The organism is Olleya sp. YS (genome assembly GCF_029760915.1).
Classification (GTDB): domain Bacteria; phylum Bacteroidota; class Bacteroidia; order Flavobacteriales; family Flavobacteriaceae; genus Olleya.
This window is the reverse complement of sequence record NZ_CP121685.1, coordinates 244,418-263,425: the sequence shown is the minus strand read 5'-3', so window position 1 is coordinate 263,425 and position 19,008 is coordinate 244,418. Positions and strand designations below refer to the sequence as shown.

The 19,008-nt window shown below is 31.9% G+C and carries 22 protein-coding genes and 1 tRNA gene; 2 read left to right on the top strand and 21 right to left on the bottom strand.

Annotation, left to right across the window (positions count from 1 at the left end):
• Nucleotides 1-48: 48 nt before the first annotated feature.
• Genes dapB through Ollyesu_RS01295 form a run of 4 tightly spaced genes read right to left on the bottom strand, consistent with a single transcriptional unit; the run spans nucleotide 49 to nucleotide 3,074 of the window.
• A complete protein-coding gene (dapB, locus tag Ollyesu_RS01310) occupies nucleotides 49-750 on the bottom strand; it encodes a 4-hydroxy-tetrahydrodipicolinate reductase (RefSeq protein ID WP_279302016.1) in 702 nt (233 codons plus the stop codon).
• 10 nt (nucleotides 751-760) lie between these two features.
• The gene (locus Ollyesu_RS01305; protein ID WP_279302015.1) at nucleotides 761-1,408 is read right to left on the bottom strand and encodes a DUF5683 domain-containing protein; all 648 of its coding nucleotides are present in this window, start codon (nucleotides 1,406-1,408) and stop codon (nucleotides 761-763) included.
• Complete coding sequence (locus tag Ollyesu_RS01300) at nucleotides 1,398-2,306, bottom strand: ParB/RepB/Spo0J family partition protein (RefSeq protein WP_279302014.1); 909 nt, start codon at nucleotides 2,304-2,306, stop codon at nucleotides 1,398-1,400. The genes Ollyesu_RS01305 and Ollyesu_RS01300 overlap by 11 nt, the downstream gene beginning before the upstream one ends.
• Before the next feature lie 3 nt (nucleotides 2,307-2,309).
• Nucleotides 2,310-3,074: an AAA family ATPase gene (locus Ollyesu_RS01295; protein ID WP_279302013.1), complete on the bottom strand. Its 765-nt coding sequence runs from the start codon at nucleotides 3,072-3,074 to the stop codon at nucleotides 2,310-2,312.
• Nucleotides 3,075-3,239: 165 nt separating this feature from the next.
• On the opposite strand from Ollyesu_RS01295, the gene Ollyesu_RS01290 reads away from it, so the two are divergent.
• Nucleotides 3,240-4,679, top strand: coding sequence for a CotH kinase family protein (locus Ollyesu_RS01290; protein WP_279302012.1), 1,440 nt, complete (start codon nucleotides 3,240-3,242; stop codon nucleotides 4,677-4,679).
• Between the two features lie 3 nt (nucleotides 4,680-4,682).
• On the opposite strand, the gene Ollyesu_RS01285 is transcribed toward Ollyesu_RS01290, so the two are convergent.
• The 14 genes from Ollyesu_RS01285 to Ollyesu_RS01220 all read right to left on the bottom strand — a co-directional run bounded on the left by Ollyesu_RS01285 (nucleotide 4,683) and on the right by Ollyesu_RS01220 (nucleotide 16,564).
• Nucleotides 4,683-5,867 (bottom strand): metallophosphoesterase, encoded by a 1,185-nt coding sequence (locus tag Ollyesu_RS01285; RefSeq protein WP_279302011.1) that lies wholly within the window; start codon nucleotides 5,865-5,867, stop codon nucleotides 4,683-4,685.
• Nucleotides 5,868-6,128: 261 nt separating this feature from the next.
• Complete coding sequence (locus Ollyesu_RS01280) at nucleotides 6,129-6,296, bottom strand: hypothetical protein (RefSeq protein WP_279302010.1); 168 nt, start codon at nucleotides 6,294-6,296, stop codon at nucleotides 6,129-6,131.
• A 127-nt stretch (nucleotides 6,297-6,423) separates the two neighbouring features.
• Nucleotides 6,424-6,828, bottom strand: a complete 405-nt coding sequence (locus Ollyesu_RS01275) for a hypothetical protein (RefSeq protein ID WP_279302009.1) — start codon at nucleotides 6,826-6,828, stop codon at nucleotides 6,424-6,426.
• A 176-nt stretch (nucleotides 6,829-7,004) separates the two neighbouring features.
• The gene (locus Ollyesu_RS01270; protein WP_279302008.1) at nucleotides 7,005-7,139 is read right to left on the bottom strand and encodes a hypothetical protein; all 135 of its coding nucleotides are present in this window, start codon (nucleotides 7,137-7,139) and stop codon (nucleotides 7,005-7,007) included.
• Between the two features lie 117 nt (nucleotides 7,140-7,256).
• Complete coding sequence (locus Ollyesu_RS01265; RefSeq protein ID WP_279302007.1) at nucleotides 7,257-7,946, bottom strand: CPBP family intramembrane metalloprotease; 690 nt, start codon at nucleotides 7,944-7,946, stop codon at nucleotides 7,257-7,259.
• A gap of 69 nt (nucleotides 7,947-8,015) precedes the next feature.
• Nucleotides 8,016-9,131: an AraC family transcriptional regulator gene (locus tag Ollyesu_RS01260; RefSeq protein WP_279302006.1), complete on the bottom strand. Its 1,116-nt coding sequence runs from the start codon at nucleotides 9,129-9,131 to the stop codon at nucleotides 8,016-8,018.
• Between the two features lie 173 nt (nucleotides 9,132-9,304).
• Nucleotides 9,305-11,428, bottom strand: coding sequence for a methylmalonyl-CoA mutase (scpA, locus tag Ollyesu_RS01255; protein WP_279302005.1), 2,124 nt, complete (start codon nucleotides 11,426-11,428; stop codon nucleotides 9,305-9,307).
• A complete protein-coding gene (locus Ollyesu_RS01250) occupies nucleotides 11,428-12,045 on the bottom strand; it encodes a hypothetical protein (RefSeq protein ID WP_279302004.1) in 618 nt (205 codons plus the stop codon). The genes scpA and Ollyesu_RS01250 overlap by 1 nt, the downstream gene beginning before the upstream one ends.
• 13 nt (nucleotides 12,046-12,058) lie before the next feature.
• Nucleotides 12,059-12,760, bottom strand: a complete 702-nt coding sequence (locus Ollyesu_RS01245; RefSeq protein ID WP_279302003.1) for a hypothetical protein — start codon at nucleotides 12,758-12,760, stop codon at nucleotides 12,059-12,061.
• Nucleotides 12,761-12,774: 14 nt separating this feature from the next.
• Nucleotides 12,775-14,091 (bottom strand): methylmalonyl-CoA mutase subunit beta, encoded by a 1,317-nt coding sequence (locus tag Ollyesu_RS01240; RefSeq protein WP_279302002.1) that lies wholly within the window; start codon nucleotides 14,089-14,091, stop codon nucleotides 12,775-12,777.
• Nucleotides 14,084-14,389 carry a septum formation initiator family protein gene (locus Ollyesu_RS01235; protein WP_279302001.1) on the bottom strand — a complete coding sequence of 102 codons (306 nt, stop codon included), beginning with the start codon at nucleotides 14,387-14,389 and terminating at the stop codon, nucleotides 14,084-14,086. The genes Ollyesu_RS01240 and Ollyesu_RS01235 overlap by 8 nt, the downstream gene beginning before the upstream one ends.
• Nucleotides 14,389-14,997 (bottom strand): uridine kinase, encoded by a 609-nt coding sequence (gene udk / locus Ollyesu_RS01230; RefSeq protein ID WP_279302000.1) that lies wholly within the window; start codon nucleotides 14,995-14,997, stop codon nucleotides 14,389-14,391. Before udk ends, Ollyesu_RS01235 begins: the two co-directional genes overlap by 1 nt.
• Before the next feature lie 45 nt (nucleotides 14,998-15,042).
• Nucleotides 15,043-15,459: a cytochrome c gene (locus Ollyesu_RS01225; protein WP_279301999.1), complete on the bottom strand. Its 417-nt coding sequence runs from the start codon at nucleotides 15,457-15,459 to the stop codon at nucleotides 15,043-15,045.
• Nucleotides 15,449-16,564, bottom strand: a complete 1,116-nt coding sequence (locus Ollyesu_RS01220; RefSeq protein ID WP_279301998.1) for a PQQ-dependent sugar dehydrogenase — start codon at nucleotides 16,562-16,564, stop codon at nucleotides 15,449-15,451. Before Ollyesu_RS01220 ends, Ollyesu_RS01225 begins: the two co-directional genes overlap by 11 nt.
• Nucleotides 16,565-16,678: 114 nt before the next feature.
• Between Ollyesu_RS01220 and Ollyesu_RS01215 the strand changes: the two genes are divergently transcribed.
• A tRNA-Pro gene (locus tag Ollyesu_RS01215) sits at nucleotides 16,679-16,753 on the top strand.
• Between the two features lie 33 nt (nucleotides 16,754-16,786).
• Here the strand turns inward: Ollyesu_RS01215 and Ollyesu_RS01210 are convergent.
• The 3 genes from Ollyesu_RS01210 to Ollyesu_RS01200 all read right to left on the bottom strand — a co-directional run bounded on the left by Ollyesu_RS01210 (nucleotide 16,787) and on the right by Ollyesu_RS01200 (nucleotide 18,873).
• Entirely contained in the window at nucleotides 16,787-17,269 is a 483-nt protein-coding gene (locus Ollyesu_RS01210; protein ID WP_279301997.1) for a hypothetical protein, read from the bottom strand.
• Between the two features lie 62 nt (nucleotides 17,270-17,331).
• Entirely contained in the window at nucleotides 17,332-17,484 is a 153-nt protein-coding gene (locus Ollyesu_RS01205; protein ID WP_279301996.1) for a hypothetical protein, read from the bottom strand.
• A gap of 24 nt (nucleotides 17,485-17,508) precedes the next feature.
• Entirely contained in the window at nucleotides 17,509-18,873 is a 1,365-nt protein-coding gene (locus tag Ollyesu_RS01200; protein WP_279301995.1) for an NAD-dependent succinate-semialdehyde dehydrogenase, read from the bottom strand.
• Between the last annotated feature and the right edge of the window lie 135 nt (nucleotides 18,874-19,008).

Sequence of the window (19,008 nt, the reverse complement as noted above, 5' to 3'; positions counted from 1 at the left end):
TGAGGTAGTTTATTTTGATATGTACAAATGTTAACATTTTTTTTTAGGTTACCCAATATTTAACACATCTTTCATAGAGAATATCCCAGTTTTACCTACTAACCATTCTGCAGCAATAACAGCTCCTAAAGCAAAACCTTGTCTGCTGTGTGCTTTATGTTCTATTTTAATAGTTTCTATAGTACTGTTATAGGTAATAGTATGCGTTCCTGGTACTTCTGGAATACGTTTAGCGGTTATTGGTACAGTCTTGTCTTCACTCTTATCCAACTTCCAAGCTTTATAGGCTTGGTTGTTACTAATAATGCCTTCAGCCAAAGTTATTGCAGTACCACTAGGTGCGTCAAGTTTTTGCGTGTGATGGATTTCTTCAATGTCAACGTTGTAATCGTCAACTTTTGCCATCATTTTAGCTAATACTTTATTTAGCTCAAAAAAGATATTTACACCTAAGCTAAAATTAGACGCATATATAAAAGCTCCTTTTTGTTTTTCGCAAAGCGAAACTACGTCGTTGTATCGTTCTAACCAACCCGTAGTTCCAGAAATGACGGGAACTTTATTATTAAGACAGTTTGAAATATTATTGAATGCTGCAGAAGGGACGCTAAAGTCTATAGCTACGTCTGCATCAGTAATGTCATAACCAGATTGCTCTGAGGTTTTTATGACGATATTATGACCACGTTGTATAGCAATAGCTTCTATTGCTTTTCCCATTTTACCATAGCCTAGTAAAGCGATTTTCATAAATCTATTATTAAAACTGAAAATTTAAAGTTAAACCCACACGACCTAAATTATCAAATTCTTCTATTTTATAATGTGGTTTTAAACTTAAATCGTTGCTAATGTTATATTGAAGTAAATGTGCATCGACATTAGCATCTATTATATTTAGTGCATAGATACCAACAGTAATTAGTAAAGATAGCTCTTTGTTTCGTCTCAAGGTTTTTTGCGCTTCAATTAAACCATCGTCAGTTAACCTACCTTGAAACTCGTCATCACTAAAACCTGCTAAACGTCTTTTGTAAGCATCTCTAGCACGATTATATTCTTTATTGTTATCAATATAAAAATAAATTCCTGTTCCTAATGCTGCGTAAACTATAGGTATTTTCCAATACTTTTTATTGTAGGCTTGTCCTAAACCTGGTAATATGGCAGAATAAAATGCAGCGCGAGAAGGCGACAAAGGGTCGTATGCTCTAGTTGGTTTTAAAACAGTTGAGTCGATAACGACTGGTTTGTCACTAATCTTTTGTTGTCTCTGTTTTAAAACTTTAGGAATCTCTTGTATTTGCTCTGTAGTATCAGTGTCTTTTACAGGTTCTGTGTCTTGAGCGATACTAAATGCACTTAATAAACAACATATTAAAGTAAAAATGGAGGCTTTATTTAGCACCTTGAACTAGCTTTTTAATTCGATTAAAATCTTCTTCAGAATGAAACGGAATTGTTATTTTTCCCTTACCATTGCTGGATACTTTAACGTCAATTTTATGTCCAAAGTATTCTGAAAACGCAGTGATGCCTTTTTTAACATATTTTGGCAATTCTTCGGTTTCTTTTTTAGTTGGTACCTTTACCTCACTGGTAGAGTTGTAGTGACGTACTAAATTTTCAGTGGCTCTAACAGATAGTTTTTCGCTTAAAATTTTCTCGTAAATCTCTAATTGAGTGGTTTGGTTTTCAATATTAATAATCGCACGACCATGACCCATAGTTAAAAATCCATCACGTATACCTGTTTGTATAATTGGGTCTAACTTTAATAAACGCAAATAGTTAGCAATGGTACTACGTTTTTTACCAACACGCTCGCTCATTTGCTCTTGAGTTAACTGGATTTCGTCAATTAAACGTTGGTATGACAATGCAATTTCAATAGGATCTAAATCTTGACGTTGTATATTTTCTACTAACGCCATCTCTAAGCTTTCTTGGTCATTAGCAATCCTGATATATGCAGGAATGGTTTCTAATCCAATTGATTTAGAGGCTCTAAAACGACGCTCACCAGAGACTAATTGATATTTTTCAAACCCTAATTTACGCACTGTTATAGGCTGAATAACACCTAATTCTTTTATAGAAGATGCCAATTCGCGAAGGGTTTCTTCGTTAAAATTGGTACGTGGTTGAAACGGATTCATCTCTATCGAATTCAAATCTAATTCGACAATGTTACCAATTACTTTATCTGCGTTTTTATCTTTTGCAGATTGTATGTCGTTATCTGGATCTTTTAATAATGCTGAAAGTCCACGTCCTAAAGCCTGTTTCTTTGTCGCTTTCGCCATAATTTAGGAGTTTTTTGTAATAATTTCTTTAGCTAAACTTAAGTAATTACTAGCACCTTTACTAGAGGCATCATAATTTATAATGCTTTCGCCATAACTTGGTGCTTCACTTAGTTTAACGTTACGTTGTATAATGGTTTTAAAAACCATATCGTTAAAATGCTTTTGTACTTCTTCTACCACTTGGTTAGATAAGCGTAAACGCGAATCGTACATGGTTAGTAATAAGCCTTCAATATCTAATTCAGGATTATGAACCTTTTGTACACTTTTTACGGTGTTTAATAATTTGCCTAAGCCTTCTAATGCAAAATATTCGCATTGGATTGGAATGATGACTGCATCTGCAGCAGTTAAGGCATTAAGCGTTAACAATCCTAAGGATGGTGCACAATCTATTAATATAAAATCGTAATCGTTTTTTATGTCTTGTAATGCTTTTTTAAGCATATATTCTCGCTCATCTTTATCTACCAATTCTATTTCTATAGCTACCAAATCTATATGAGCAGGAATAATATCTAGGTTTGGTGTTTCGGTTTTAACTATGGCTTGTTTAGCACTATTGGTGTGCTCTAATAATTGATAGGTACCTATGTCTACCGACTCGACATCTATGCCTAAACCAGACGTTGCATTGGCTTGTGGGTCTGCATCAATTAGCAACACTTTTTTCTCTAAAACACCCAGTGAAGCAGCTAAGTTTACTGAGGTTGTTGTTTTTCCTACACCACCTTTTTGATTGGCAATTGCAATGATTTTACCCATTAATTTGATTTGGTTTTATTAAGCGTAAAAATACAATTATTTATGAGGAATAAAAACCTTAGTTGTTAACAGTTCTTTAATCTTAAAATTAGTAAAATTTAACATCTACAACAGAATACAAAATATATTCATTATTTTACCAAAAGAATCTACATATACTACTAAATGAAACATATAATTCAGGTACTACTTTTAATTTGCTTTGTTCATACTTATGCTCAAGATATTGTTGCTGAAGAAGGTAGTTTTGGTGTGGATGATAACAATAAAATTATTGTTTGGCACACTTCTAATTTAGATTCTATTGTTTCTTCACATAAAACAATAACCAGTTTAAAATTTGACAAGATTTATACACTTGAAGACGCTTCTTCAAACTTATCTTATACCAATCAATATAAAGTGTCAAATGGAAACAGTTATACCTTGTTTATCACAAAATTGCCACTAATTCATATTACAATCGATACCTCTAAAATAGACCGATTTTCTAAAATTCCTGGATATTTTACCTATTACAATAAGGGTGAATACAAAAAAAGTTTAATGGGAGTGAGACACAGAGGAAATTTATCGCTAACCTTTCCTAAAAAGTCTTATGATATCGAGTTTTGGACAGATAGTATTACCAAAGATAGCAAAGACCTAAAATTTAAAGGGATGCGATCTGACGACGATTGGATTTTGGATGGTATGTTTAACGAGCCTTTACGTTTGCGCTCTCATATCTCTACAAAATTATGGACCAAAGTCCATAAGCCTTATTACGCAGATAAAGAACCTAAAGCCAAAAGTGGATTTGAGGTCAAGTATGTTGAGGTCTTTAAAAATAACCAGTATTATGGATTGTATCAGTTTTCAGAATCTGTAGATAGAAAGCAATTGAAGCTTAAAAAACACGACAAAAAAACGATTTATGGAGAATTGTATAAAGCTAATTCTTACGATGGTGGACCAGATTTTACTAAAGCACCCAAGTATAATAACCTGTTTCCGCATTGGGCTGGTTTTAGGGTAGAATACCCTTTAATAGATTATGAAGCTGATTGGAAAAACCTTTCAGACTTTGTTAATCTAGTGGTTAATGGATCTGATAACGACTTCATTAATAACATAGACAAGCATGTGCAAATAGATAATGTTATTGATTATTACCTTTTTATAAATGTGGTGAGAGCTACCGATAATTTGGGTAAAAACTATTATTTAGGAAAGTACACTACTGGCGAACCGTATTTTTTTGTGGCTTGGGATTTAGATGGTGTTATGGGTATTATTCAGGATGGAAAACGCGAAAATTACACCAACGATATTTTAGGAAATGGCTTGTTTAATAGATTAATACAATTAAACCCTAATAATTATAACCAAAAGCTTAAAGAAAGATGGACCGCTTTAAGAGCTAATCAGTTTAGTAATGACAATTTGTTGTCTAAAATTGAAACCATTTACAACAGATTTACCACAGAAAACATCTATAAACGCGAACAATTAGTCTGGATCAATAAGCTAAACGACACCTCTAATCAAGACCATTACACCTACTTAACCACTTGGGTTAATAAACGTATGAGTCATTTAGATACTTATTTTAATTCGTTATAATAACTACTGTAACACCATTTTTGTTGCTATCGCATCAATAACAAATTCTTGGTTATTTTCTATCAATAATCCTTTGGTTTTATTGGTAAACTTAACTGTGTCATGTAACACGTCTGTTCTAATAATTTTACCTTCAAAATCGGTTGAAACATCTGTAACAGGTGTGTGACCAATCACTATTTTTGTAGCTTCATAGTAGTTTAAAATAGCATCAAGGTCTTGACTTGTTATCTTGTTATATTTAGATCGTTCTACCACCAAACCTCTGTACCAAAACGGACCTTTAGGACCATATAAAAAGTTTAGGGTCTTGTCTTTTGGATACTTTTTGTCATGATATCTTAAACGCGATAATTTATTAATATCTTCCAAGCTTAATTGATAGTCTAATAACTCTGGACTTAATCCACCATGTACAAAAATATAGTTCCCAATTTTTTCAATCACGTTTTTTGAGGCTAACCATTTACCTAATTCTGAAGCTTCAGAATAGAGGTATTTAACAGCCTCTTTTTTGTTTTTTATTTGGCTAATCTCTTGGGCGACTTTTATGTATTTACCATGATTGTATTTGTAGTTGCCATAAAAGTTTAAGATTTCATGATTACCTAATATAAAATGAAGTTGTCCATTATGCTGTCTAGCTTGATAGTCTAATTTATAGATTAACCACAGGACTTGTGTCACGTTTTTGCCTCTATCTACAAAGTCGCCAACCAAAACCAGTTGTCCATTACCATAACTCCAATTGTAATTATTATCTATAATATTGTTAGCTATTAAAAAGCTAGAAAACGCATTAAAGTTACCTTCAATATCTGAGATAACCACCATGTTGTCAGGTTGGGTATAATTGGTTTCTGGGTACGTATAATCGGACTGTAACGACACATAAAATGCATCTTTATCTTTGTTGTTTACTTGAACTAAAATAGAATCTTTGTCAATAACAGAAGTAACTACTTGGTTAGTCGCAGTCACTCTGTAGAGTTTGTCATTAATTATATAAGGACCATCAATACCATCTAAAGCAATTGCTTTTAGTTTTTTGGTCTTTAAACTATCTTTTGTAGTAGTTTTAAATGTTGAGGATTGTTGGGCAAGGATAAACGACTGCACACCCAAAAACAAGCCCAACAACAAAAGTGTTGTGCAAAGTTTAAAAGGTCTTACAGTTATCATAATCATAGCGTGTATTAAAGAAATTAATATAACATATTTATATGATATAAGTCGTGTTTTGTTGAATGGGATTACAATCTTGCACAAAAAAAATCAGTAGTTGGATTACTGATTTTTGGTTTTCGTTTAACGTGTACTTGTGTTTATTAGTTGCGTTGTCTAGCTTAAAGATAATAAACTATAACAAACCATAAGAAAATCTGCTAGGATTTTCCGATTTAGCAATGACCACAACAATTAATTATATACTTTGTTAGCTACTGGTTGTTAGTTTTCGGATTCACGAGCAATTCCTTTATTTGGGAATTTTTCTTCTAACCAATCCCATACTTCATTGTCTAATCTTCCATAAAAGTAGTTGAATGGTACAACCACAGTTGTTACACTCTCTTCAACTACAGATTCTATTTTCTCAAAAATTTTCTTTGAATTCATAGTTTCTGGTACAGAAATTATTATTGAGTTTTCATTATTTATCTTGGAAACAAAATTACTGCGTATTTCTTCGATAAGGATATCTTTATAATCCTTATCATTTGCGTCAAAAATTATTAAATATGCATTACTCATCAGAAACTTCATTTAGGTGATTGGTAATTTTACTGTCTAATCTCGCAATTATATTTTTTGATTTTTTTTTGTTTAATAATAAAAAGATGAAACCAAGAACAGACCCGAAAGTAACTGCACCATAAATAATAACTATAATTATTAGCTGATAATTTGGTTCTATTACTTCTTTGCCTTCAATGACTGATTTATTTTCAAATGATCCTGTCATGCAAAAAATAATAAAAGAGATCAAAGAAGAAATACCTAGTGACAAAAGCATAGCTTCAAAATTGCTAATTTTATCCGTGTTAAGGTTTTCTTTAATAAGAAAGTACTCATCATTTGTTAAAGGATAGCTTACTTCATCACCTAATGGTGAAGAATGCCTTGTTCCTCCTAATTGTTGTTTTGTCATTTTTTCATTTTTAAACTTGTAGCTAACTTACATGATATGAAAACGTCTCAATACTTCGACAAGCTCAGTACAAGTGTTTTTATATCAATATCAAACGAAGTTAGTCCTTTATTGTAAGAAAACAAATACGTAGAACTACGTATTTTATGTAAAATGTAATTCTTATATGTGCAACCCTAATCAATCAAAATCTCCAAAATCTTAATAGCAGCATCGCTAATTTTGGTTCCAGGTCCAAAGACAGCAACTGCGCCTGCATCAAATAAATATTGGTAATCTTGTTTTGGGATGACACCACCAACAATAACCATAATATCTTCACGTCCGTACTTTTAAGTTCCTCAATGACTTGTGGGACTAAGGTTCTGTGTTTTAACTCCAAAGAACTGTAATAATAAATTAATAACACTTTTTTAAAGAGTATACCACTATGATATTACATTGAAATAAATCAATAAAAACAATGCAAAATCAGATAGAAAATGTGTAAATATTACCAATCCAGTTGATTTCTGTTTATCAGCAATAAAACTATACGCAATTGAAATTAAAATATATGGCGCTATTAATTCTAATGGTAAAAAATGAGCTATTGAAAATAATATTCCAATAATTAAATAACTAATAATTTTAGAGTATTTTCTGTGTGTAGTATTCTGTATAAAACCTCTATAAGTAACTTCTTCTGCTATACCAGCTGTAAGTGCTAATCCTAGTAAAAGAGGAATAGCTGTTATAATATTATTATTAGAAAATGATTTTATATATCCTAATTGAGGAGAGTTGTCTATATCAAAAAATATGTAACTAAAGTATATAGTTATTACTGTAAATAAACCTAAACCTAAAACGATTAAAATGTTTTTTATATTTACAATGTTAAACTTAAAGCTTAATTTAATATCGTCTTTATTTATATATGGATTCCATTTAGTGATAACTTTCCAGTATAAATAGAGTATAATTAAAATAGGGATTAAACTAATACCATACTTTGGAAAGTACTTAAGGTTGAGTTGTATTATAATTTGATTAATAGTTACTATTGGATATAATAAAACTATGTTCAATAATAATGCTTTTAATAATGCAGGTGTCTTTTGCCAAACTTTTTTCATAATAGTGTAAAATTTTAATTTGAATCAAAAGTAGTGGCAGTCTAAGATATAGAAGTCCTTTTAATATTATTAGGACGTATTTTTATATAAACTTCTATAATTACTTGGCGTTTGTCCTATTTTATCTTTAAATATTCTGTTAAAAGCAGATTTACTATTAAAGCCATTATTGTAGGCTATAATCATAATTTGTTCTGTAGATGATAGGAGTTCTTTTTTTATAGATTCTATTCTATATGTATTAATCAAATCATAAAAATTTTCAAACTCACTACATTTAATTATTTCAGTTAATTCTGTAGGTTTGATATTTAGGTAGCTTGAAAGTTTAACTAACGAAAGATTCTCATCTTGATAGTATTTATTTGTATTTAGAGTCTTTTTTAACTTACTTATTTGCTCTTCAAATTCCTTTATTGATTTGTTGTCTTGTTTTATATTGCTTTTTTCAGGTATTCTAACATAGTTTTGAGATAATACATTTGAATTAAAAATAAATGAAAATAAGACTTGAATTATAATCATAATACTTAATAGGATTTTAATGTTAATTATTGGATACATATAATTAATAAAGTATAGAATTATTGGAATCAAAAAAAGAGAAATCCACAGACCATGAAACTTTAAAATCCAATTGGCATTAATATTTTTTAAGCTAGAAAAATGATTATAGAGAATACTGTTGTACTTTTTTATCTCTACAATACTCTTACTAAAATAAATGATTGATATTATTATGATTACTAAGAAAAGGACTAAGACATCTATTGTAAAAAGAGATTTATTACTACTAATGTTGTTATTCATTTTAATGTATTGCTCTACAATTAATTCGTTGGGAACAGATAGGTAAGTAGCTACAGAAATTAAAAATCCTATTATAAAGGGAAGAAAATTAAGAAGTGTTTTAACTTTAAATTTAGCAGTGTTTAATAAAGATTTTGAATACATCCATAAAACGACACTGTCCAACAGTAGCAAGTTTTGATCCAACATCAATAAGATTGGAAATTTTAAAGCTATTTCAGAATCTTTAATCAGAAAAAAAGCAAGCCTAACAATCCAAACTATATTTATTAAAACAGCTATTTTGGTAGAAATAAGTTTAGCGTTTTTTTCTTTCATCAGTTGAAAAATTGCTAATAGACTTATTCCAATACCTATTCCTAAAATAAAATTCATTTTTCGTAATTGTTTATGACGTATGCGATATAATAACGTTTTAATACTTTTTTTAAGCTCAACATGTAGTCTTTTATATCAGTCAATAAACGATGTTAGTGGTTTTTTTATTAGAAAATTAATATATAGATTTTGCATTTTTATTTAGGATGTAACACTTACCTTCATATGACCTAATCAATCAAAATCTCCAAAATCTTAATAGCAGCATCGCTAATTTTGGTTCCAGGACCAAAGACAGCAACTGCGCCTGCATCAAATAAATATTGGTAATCTTGTTTTGGGATGACACCACCAACAATAACCATGATGTCTTCACGTCCATACTTTTTAAGTGCTTCAATGACTTGTGGGACTAAGGTTTTGTGTCCTGCTGCCAAACTAGAAACCCCTAAAATATGCACGTCGTTTTCTACTGCTTGTTTAGCTGCTTCTTGTGGTGTTTGGAACAATGGTCCAATATCGACGTCAAAACCGACGTCTGCATAACCAGTAGCGACGACTTTGGCACCTCTGTCGTGACCATCTTGTCCCATTTTAGCAATCATAATACGTGGTCTGCGACCCTCTTGCTCTGCAAATTGGTCTGCTAGCTCTTTGGCTTTTGCAAACGATTTATCATTTTTAATTTCTTTACTATACACGCCAGAAAAAGATTTGATTTGTGCTTTATAACGTCCAAAAACAGCTTCTAAAGCGTCACTAATTTCGCCTAAAGTTGCGCGTTCTCTTGCTGCTACTACTGCTAAAGATAATAGATTCTCTTGACCTGTCTTAGCAGCTTCGGTTAAATTAGCTAAGGCTTGGTTAACTTTATTAGAGTTACGTTGGGCTTTTATTTTTGTTAACCCTTCTATTTGTTGTAAACGGACGGTTTGGTTGTCGACTTCTAAAGTAGAGATAGCATCTTCCTCTTCCAATACGTATTTGTTAACTCCAACAATAATGTCTTGTCCAGAATCGATACGTGCTTGTTTTCGGGCTGCAGCTTCTTCTATACGTAGTTTTGGGATACCAGCTTCAATAGCTTTGGTCATGCCTCCTAATGCTTCAACTTCTTCAATTAAAGACCAGGCTTTTTGAGCAATATCATGGGTTAATTTTTCCACATAATAACTGCCTGCCCAAGGGTCGACCGTTTTTGTAATATGGGTTTCTTCTTGTAAAAATATTTGTGTGTTACGTGCAATACGTGCCGAAAAATCTGTTGGTAGCGCGATAGCTTCGTCTAACGCGTTGGTATGTAAACTTTGGGTGCCACCAAACGCTGCAGCTGCAGCTTCAATAGTGGTACGTGCTACATTGTTAAATGGGTCTTGCTCTGTTAAGCTCCATCCACTAGTTTGGCAATGTGTACGTAAGGCTAAACTTTTTTGGTTTTTTGGATTAAATTGTTTTACTAATTTTGCCCATAACATACGTGCTGCACGCATTTTTGCAATTTCCATAAAATGGTTCATCCCAATTGCCCAGAAAAACGATAATCTTGGTGCAAAAGTGTCTATATCCATGCCTGCATCTAGTCCTTTTCTGATATATTCTAAACCATCTGCAAGCGTGTAAGCTAACTCGATATCGCAAGTCGCACCAGCTTCTTGCATATGGTATCCTGAAATACTAATACTATTAAATTTTGGCATGTTCTTACTAGTATATTCAAAAATATCAGATATAATTTTCATGGATGGTGTAGGCGGATAGATGTAAGTATTACGTACCATAAACTCCTTTAAAATATCATTTTGAATGGTTCCCGCTAGCTGTTCTGGTTGTACACCTTGTTCTTCTGCTGCAACAATGTAAAATGCCATAATGGGTAACACAGCACCATTCATAGTCATAGACACCGACATTTTATCTAACGGAATCTGGTCGAAGAGCACTTTCATGTCTTCAACACTATCTATAGCAACTCCAGCTTTTCCAACATCGCCAACCACACGTTCGTGATCGGAGTCATAACCTCTGTGTGTGGCTAAATCGAAAGCAACCGATAATCCTTTTTGTCCTGCAGCAAGGTTACGTCTGTAAAACGCATTACTTTCTTCAGCTGTACTAAATCCTGCATATTGACGTATGGTCCAAGGTCTTCTAACATACATAGTACTATAAGGACCACGAAGATTTGGAGCAATTCCTGCGACAAAATCTAGATGCTCAACGTCTTTTAAATCTGCTTTAGAATAGTTGGATGAGACAGGAATGTCTTCTGCAGTTAAGAAAGTGCTGGTAGCTTTTGGCTTTTGGCTTTTAGCTGAAGCGGTTAAGGTGATATGTTGAAGGTTTTTTCTGGTCATTATTTGACGATAGTTTTTTCAATAAATTTATTATAATTTCTGTTTAATAACGAACGAAATGTGATTATAAACGATTTATAATTAGAACTTACTGCATAGATTGTAGCAAAACTTGAAGGCTCTTTATCTGAATCTATCTTAAATTTAGCCATAAATGCTTTGGTCTGTGGTGTCCCAGAATATCCAGACCTTAATTTTGTACATGTACTATTTGCTACTTCTGAAGATTCTCTGCACGATTGTGATAACAATGCGGACAGGTATTTTGAATCTTGTTTGGTAAAAGGGTAGTAGTCCATCATTTTAACCGTTACATCTGTTGTGTGATTTGGTGTTCTGAAAAAGTACACGTTCTTTTTTGAAAATTTCAAAATATTAAAGCGTAGTAGTTCAGATTGTCTTGCTATTGAATCTTCAATTGATGCTAATACACTTTCATATTGATCTACACTATACTGTTGTAATGTATTTGGTAAGTATATATCTATGTTGTCTTTAGATAAATTATAATGTTTACCAAAAAGATTGTCTTTTACAATGTTTTGTTCGACTTTCTTTTCATCCTTACAAGAATGTAAAAGTAAAATTATAGCTACTAGATAAATTTTAATTTTCAAATCACATCAGTTATTAATCATGATTATGTCCAGTATGATCAATCTCTTGTTGTGGTTGTTTTGGCTGTAATACAGGAGTTTGTACTGGTTTTTTATTAAAATCTATAGGTTGCGGTTTAGGCTCGTTTGCAGTTAAATCTACTGTAGAAAAGTCTACACTATTAAATTTAGAATAATACAAATCTAAAGCTATAAAGGTGGCTAAGTACGTGTCTCTAGAGTATGAGGTGTTACTTGTTAAAGGTGCAGAAAATAATTCTGAAATTCTATTACTGTCTGTGTTTTCCACTAAAGCATTTAAAGTTTGTTTTAATGAGGTGTCTTTAATGTTATCCATAATACATTTAACAGCTTCATTGTTATAATTTAAATGATTGTTATCCCATAATTCAGGCTTAGTTTTTAGTACATCATAAAGCGCTTTACTATGTGCTGTTACGGTTTGCTCTAAATTAGTTCTGTTAGAAATAACATTACTAATATAGGCTCTGTAAGCTCTAAGTTTGTTTTTGGTTTTTGGGTCGTATTTATTCACTATATCATTTTCAAAAGCATATAATGCTTCGTTTAATACATCGTCGTAACCCGTTTTACAATCTACCGCTTTAGGTTGATCTGCGTATTTAAAGTCTGGTAATTTTGCTTCGTTTTTATTACAACTAAAAGTTATTGTTAAAATAACTACTAATACAATTTTAAAAATACGTGTGTTCATAATTTGCTAAATATTTATTCGGTTTTTAATCTATCTTGTTCTACTGTTTCGGCTAATCGTTTTTCAATAATAGGTTGAATAAGGGTTTTTCTAGGGTTTATTTTAACAAACGGAAACAGTTCTAGCTCGTGTTTCATTTTGTCATTTTTATTTGGGTGTTTGTTAGTCCCTAAAAGTGTTAGTTTACCATTATTAAATAACTCTTGTTCTTTATTAGCGCTTTCTTTTATTTTTTTCTGAATGGTTCCCGCTTTTAATTGTGCAATAAATCCTCCATTGGCTTCTATATCTTTAAACAGAGCTAGTGCTTTTTCTGACAATTGCGTGGTTAGGGTTTCTATATAATAACTACCGTCTGATGCATTATGGACTGCGTCAAAATAGCTTTCGTGTTTTAAGATTAATAACTGATTTCTGGCAATACGCTCTCCAAACTCATTGTCTTTATGGTAAATGGCGTCGTATGGTAAATTAAAAACGGTATTGGCACCACCTAAAATAGCACTCATACATTCTGTAGTGGTACGCAACATATTGGTATTGTAATCGTAAATAGTTTTGTTGCGTTTGGTTGGAATAGCATGAATATGCAATTGCGCTTCACATTGGTATTCTGAAGCTAAGGTGTTGTACAACACACGTAACGCTCTGAGTTTTGCAATTTCAAAAAAGTAATTTGTCCCAACAGACACGTTGAAATGAATAGTCTTTAAAGACTTACCTTCTGCGCGATTTAGATACTCGTTTAAATGGGCTAAGCCATACGCTAGTTGTTGTACGCTAGTTGCGCCTGCGTTTTGATAAGTGGTAGTGTTAATAGTTAACGACTCACCAAAAACTAGTGTGTGTTCTTCGTTTTTAAACCAGTTTCCTGTAGCTGCTAATTGACCTATTGGGTCTACTATAAGTTGTGCTTTCGCAGAAATTTGAGCCACTTGGTCAATAAATTGTGGGTCAAAAAATTGAAGTTCTAACTGAATATTTGTAATGTTAGAATCTATAGCTTCTAGCGTTTTTTCAATAGAAATATCTGGGTTAGGAATTATAAATTTAATGGTTTCTGCACCTCTTTGAATGGCATCAATTGCTTTTTGGTTTGCAGCAGTTTCGTTTTGAACAAAAATAATTTGCCCAACTGACCATTGTTGAGGTTGAATCAGGAAGGTGTTGTCTATCTCATCTTGATGATAAAATGGTCTAACGTCAATACCTTCGGTAGTTTTCCAAATTAAGGTGTCGTTATAGTCAGCACCTTTTAAATCGACTTGAATTTTTTGTTTCCAAGCTTTAGACGATACGTTTTCAAATGCAGAAAAAAGTGATTTACTCATTATTGTTGGTCTTTAGGCTGTCTTCATATTCGATGATGTAAATATCCTCGTTTTCTTTTTTCATGTAATATTTTTCTCTTGCAAAGGTTTCTAATCCTTCATCGCTATTCAGCTCTTGGTAAGCTTCTTTATCTTGATTGATTTGGGTTTTGTAATAGTCTTTTTGTTCTTCAAGCTTATTTTTTTCTTTATTAACATCATGATGATTGACTAAAGAATTGGTATCAAAAAAAATCATCCATATACCAAAAATGATAAGGATAATAATATAAACGTTTTTGTACCACTTTGTTTTCATTATTGCAACTTCTCGTTAATAATAGTCTTAACAATATCAACCGCTACAGTATTATATTTATTGTTAGGTATAATAATGTCTGCATACTCTTTCATAGGTTCTATAAATTGTTGATGCATTGGTTTTAACGTATTTTGATAACGTGTTAACACTTCGTCTATATCACGTCCACGCTCTGTAATGTCTCGTTTTAATCGTCTTATTAAACGCTCGTCACTATCTGCATGTACAAAAATTTTAATATCAAACATATCTCTTAATTCTGGATGCGTCAGTATTAAAATACCTTCAACAATCATCACTTTTCTTGGTATGGTCTTAATGGTGTCACCAGTTCTGTTATGCTTAACAAACGAATATACAGGCTGTTCTATAGTTTGACCATCTTTTAGGTCTTTTAAATGCTGTTCTAATAACTCAAAATCTATAGAGCGTGGATGGTCAAAATTAATTTTAACACGTTCGTCATAAGATAGGTGAGTGGTATCTTTGTAATATGAATCTTGAGAAATGACACCAACTTCTCCTTCAGGTAATTGATTTAAAATTTGATTAACAACAGTTGTTTTACCGCAACCTGTACCTCCAGCTATTCCTATAATAAGCATATGTAATGTTTAGATTTTGCTCCAAATTTAAGAATTTAAGCGGTATTATTTAGGTTGAATTTTTGAAACTTGTTCAGGAGTTATTAGTGAGTTATTTTTATTGTTCCAACTGTTTGAAATATAGTTCATAACATCAGCAACTTCTTGATTACTTAATCCCATTGGAGCCATTACATTGTTATACACTTTGTCATTTACTATTATTTTTCCTTTTAAGCCATATTTAGTGGCTCTGATGCTGGCTTCTAAATTATTTTTTAAATAATCAGAATTTGCTAAGGGAGGATATACTTTTTCTATACCTTCTCCATTAGCCATATGACAGTTTAAACAAAAGTTTTGGTAGACAGTTTGTCCAGCGTCTATTGATGCTGATAATTCTTTTGAGACTACTTTTTTATCTGACGAATTACAGCTAAAAAACAATAGGAATACTATTACAATTAAAAAATTAATTTTCATTTTTCTGACCTCTAATTAATTTAACAATACCTAAGTTTTCTATGCCTACATAAATATAGCCATCAGGACCTTGCTCGACAGAACGAACACGACCCAATCCATCTAATAAGCGTTGTTCTTTAACCACTTTTCCATTTTTTAAAGTACATAAATCTAAATATTGAAATTTAAGTGAACCGATTAATACACTACCTTTCCAATCTGCATATTTATCACTTGATATAAACGCCATACCTGAAGGTGCGATTGAGGGATCCCAATAGTGTAGCGGTTGTTCCATGCCTTCTTTTTCTGTTTGATCTGTAATAGTTGTACCAGAATAGTTTTTACCATATGTAATGATTGGCCAACCATAATTAGCTGCTTTTTTAATAATGTTAATTTCATCTCCACCACGTGGACCATGCTCATGCGTCCAAATATCTCCAGTTGACGGATTAATTTTCATGCCTTGTGGATTGCGGTGACCGTAAGACCAAATTGCAGTTTTTGCATTTTTAGTATCTACAAATGGATTGTCTTCAGGAATGCGTCCATCATCATGCAATCGGTAGACTTTACCACCATCTCTGGTTAAATCTTGCGGGTTTTCATCTCTATTTCCACGATCACCAATGGTGAAAAATAAATAACCATCTTTAAATACAATTCTTGATCCAAAATGTTGACCTTTAGTGGTGTTAGGAGTTGCTTTGTATAATACTTGTTTATCAACCAAAGCATTATCTTTTAGTTTGGCTCTCATAATAGCAGTATTTCCACCATCACCAGTTCCTGTTGAAGATGCATATGAAAAATAAATCCATCCATTGGTTTTATAATCAGGATGTAGCTCGATATCTAATAATCCACCTTGACCTCTTAGGTATATGTCTGGAGGATTGGCAATTTCTGTTTTTTTGTTGTCTTTAAAATGAATGATACGTCCATCTTTTTCATTAATTAGCATTGAGCCATCAGGAAGAAAAGCAAATCCCCAAGGATTGTTCAATTCTGTAACTACAATTTCATGGTAATGGTCATTATTTACGGGATTTTTATCTTGAGCACAAGCTAAAAAAGAAACGATTATGAGAATTAAAAATTGAATGTTTTTAGACGTCATTGTAAGCAAATTAATTAAACATACAATTTACTAATAATTTTTATTCTAATTTAAAGAAAAGGTATATATTTGCACCTCCAAAAACAGGATGTTTTAGGAAAAGATAACCAGTTTCGGGGTGTAGCGTAGCCCGGTTATCGCGCCGCGTTTGGGACGCGGAGGTCGCAGGTTCGAATCCTGCCACCCCGACTTTAAAAGCTTCAGTGGAAACTGAAGCTTTTTTTATTCTAGTCTTTTATAGTTTTCGGAATAAATTCTGGAACCATTTTCATCAAGTTCTACTTGACTAAAAGTGTCTTGAGTTATAATTAATTCATAATCAAAAGAGGAACGTTGTTTCATTATATTGTCCATGGTTAACGAGCCATATTCAACATGTTCTATCAACATATTATTTTCAACTTTATAATTACCGTAAGCAAACCACTCAGTTGAATCTGCTGGTCTTTTTTTACTCCACATAAACTTTTCTTTCGTGTAGAGCTTTATTTGTCTTTGATTTGGATCTGTAAAGGACGAGTCTTTGACTTTATCATCTACATAATTATAAAAACTTACTAGCTCCCAAGCACCTTCAAGAGGGAATTTTTTAGTGGTTTTTTGTTCTGTATAAGTATTTTCTTTTTCTTCTGAAATATTTTCTTTTTTGTCATTACATGAAAGACATAAAAACAATGCTATGAATAATATAATTTTTGCTTTCATAATAATATGTTTTAATTAAAAAGTCACCATACAATTTACAAAAAAGATTGTTTCAAATGAAATTAAAACCATTTAAATACCAATCCTGAAATTATAACAGCTGATGTGAGTATGATTAACATGACTGCTACAAAACCTCCAGTTCGTTTTGTTGTTTTGTCTTTTTGTAAAATGTAATCTCTTCTTTTTTCATCTTCGTCTTTAATTAAGCTCATATTGTTTAGTTATTTTTGGTTAATTTATTTGTTAATGTATACTGTTTTGATGTTTACAAATTCTAAGATTCCTTCTTTGGATAATTCACGACCGTAACCAGATGCTTTAGTTCCACCAAAGGGTAATCTTGGGTCTGATTTTACCATTTCGTTGATAAATAATGCGCCATCTGGAACATTACTTATGTCATCATAAATTTCTTTGATGTTTTCTGAAAATACCATTGTGCCTAATCCAAATCTAGAATTAGCTGCGGTTTTAAAAGCCTCCTGTTTATCTTTGACTTTAATTACCGCTGCAACTGGCCCAAAGGTTTCTTCTTCAAATATAGGCATATTTGAAGTTACGTTGGTAATGATTGTTGGTTGGTAGTAAGCGTTTTTTCTTTCGTTTCCGTAGTGGATTACAGCCCCTTTTTCTAATGATTTTTTAACCTGATTTTCTAGTTCTTCTGCCAAACCTTGTTTAGCCATTACACTAATATAGGTATCCTTACTATCTGGATTACCTATTGTTAAACCTTCAATTTTTTTAGTAAACATTTCTAAGAATTCATCATAGATGTTTTCAGTTACAATAAATCGTTTTGCAGCAATACAACTTTGTCCATTGTTTTGCATTCTTGCTTTTACAATTGTATCTATGTATTTATCAAGGTTAGCATCGTCTAAAATAATACAGGCATTATTTCCGCCTAATTCCAAAACTGTTTTTTTAAGATTTTTACCTGCAACTTCAGCAATGCTTCTTCCTGCCTTTTCACTTCCTGTAAGTGTAACAGCTTTAATAATTTTATTACCTATTATTGACTCTATGGTTTCATGATCGGTTAATAAGGTTTGAAAACAACCTTTAGGATAACCTGCTTCAATAAAAATGTTTTCAATTTCTAAAGCTGATCCAGTTGTGTTTGAAGCATGTTTAAGTAGTCCTACATTACCAGCAGTTAATGTAGGTACAGCAAATCTAAAGACTTGCCATAAGGGGTAATTCCAAGGCATTATGGATAATATAACGCCAAGCGGATCGTAACTAATAAAACTCTCTTTAGCTTCAGTTTCAATGATTTGGTCTGCTAAAAAATGGTCAGCATTAGCAATGTAAAAATCACAAAGCTTAGCACATTTTTCAACTTCTGCTATACCTTGCGTAATTGGTTTTCCCATTTCTTCCATCATAAGTTTAGCATACTTTTCTTTATGTTGCTCTAGTAAGTTTGCTAAATTTTGCAATAAATCTGTACGATGCTTTATGTCGGTTTTTTTCCAATTTTCAAATGTTTTATCCGAAGTATTTAAAATATTTTCGATATCATTTTTTGAATGATATTGGTATTCTTTTAAAACCTGCCCAGTGTAAGGGTTTTTGGTAGTTATTGATTTTTTCATTGCAAGTGTTTTTGTTAAAATTATAAATAATCAATAATATTAGATCAAAATATAAAGTCTTTAACAAATATTTATCAATTAATTTAGATTTTTATTAAGAATAATTTAATTGAAGTTTTCTATCTTTGGGTATAA

Coding starts and splice junctions, on each gene's coding strand:
- dapB (WP_279302016.1), bottom strand. CDS start 750: ATGAAAATCGCTTTACTAGGCTATGGTAAAATGGGAAAAGCAATAGAA.
- Ollyesu_RS01300 (WP_279302014.1), bottom strand. CDS start 2,306: ATGGCGAAAGCGACAAAGAAACAGGCTTTAGGACGTGGACTTTCAGCA.
- Ollyesu_RS01295 (WP_279302013.1), bottom strand. CDS start 3,074: ATGGGTAAAATCATTGCAATTGCCAATCAAAAAGGTGGTGTAGGAAAA.
- Ollyesu_RS01290 (WP_279302012.1), top strand. CDS start 3,240: ATGAAACATATAATTCAGGTACTACTTTTAATTTGCTTTGTTCATACT.
- Ollyesu_RS01285 (WP_279302011.1), bottom strand. CDS start 5,867: ATGATTATGATAACTGTAAGACCTTTTAAACTTTGCACAACACTTTTG.
- Ollyesu_RS01280 (WP_279302010.1), bottom strand. CDS start 6,296: ATGAATTCAAAGAAAATTTTTGAGAAAATAGAATCTGTAGTTGAAGAG.
- Ollyesu_RS01275 (WP_279302009.1), bottom strand. CDS start 6,828: ATGACAAAACAACAATTAGGAGGAACAAGGCATTCTTCACCATTAGGT.
- Ollyesu_RS01270 (WP_279302008.1), bottom strand. CDS start 7,139: ATGGTTATTGTTGGTGGTGTCATCCCAAAACAAGATTACCAATATTTA.
- Ollyesu_RS01265 (WP_279302007.1), bottom strand. CDS start 7,946: ATGAAAAAAGTTTGGCAAAAGACACCTGCATTATTAAAAGCATTATTA.
- Ollyesu_RS01260 (WP_279302006.1), bottom strand. CDS start 9,131: ATGAATTTTATTTTAGGAATAGGTATTGGAATAAGTCTATTAGCAATT.
- scpA (WP_279302005.1), bottom strand. CDS start 11,428: ATGACCAGAAAAAACCTTCAACATATCACCTTAACCGCTTCAGCTAAA.
- Ollyesu_RS01245 (WP_279302003.1), bottom strand. CDS start 12,760: ATGAACACACGTATTTTTAAAATTGTATTAGTAGTTATTTTAACAATA.
- Ollyesu_RS01240 (WP_279302002.1), bottom strand. CDS start 14,091: ATGAGTAAATCACTTTTTTCTGCATTTGAAAACGTATCGTCTAAAGCT.
- Ollyesu_RS01235 (WP_279302001.1), bottom strand. CDS start 14,389: ATGAAAACAAAGTGGTACAAAAACGTTTATATTATTATCCTTATCATT.
- udk (WP_279302000.1), bottom strand. CDS start 14,997: ATGCTTATTATAGGAATAGCTGGAGGTACAGGTTGCGGTAAAACAACT.
- Ollyesu_RS01225 (WP_279301999.1), bottom strand. CDS start 15,459: ATGAAAATTAATTTTTTAATTGTAATAGTATTCCTATTGTTTTTTAGC.
- Ollyesu_RS01220 (WP_279301998.1), bottom strand. CDS start 16,564: ATGACGTCTAAAAACATTCAATTTTTAATTCTCATAATCGTTTCTTTT.
- Ollyesu_RS01210 (WP_279301997.1), bottom strand. CDS start 17,269: ATGAAAGCAAAAATTATATTATTCATAGCATTGTTTTTATGTCTTTCA.
- Ollyesu_RS01205 (WP_279301996.1), bottom strand. CDS start 17,484: ATGAGCTTAATTAAAGACGAAGATGAAAAAAGAAGAGATTACATTTTA.
- Ollyesu_RS01200 (WP_279301995.1), bottom strand. CDS start 18,873: ATGAAAAAATCAATAACTACCAAAAACCCTTACACTGGGCAGGTTTTA.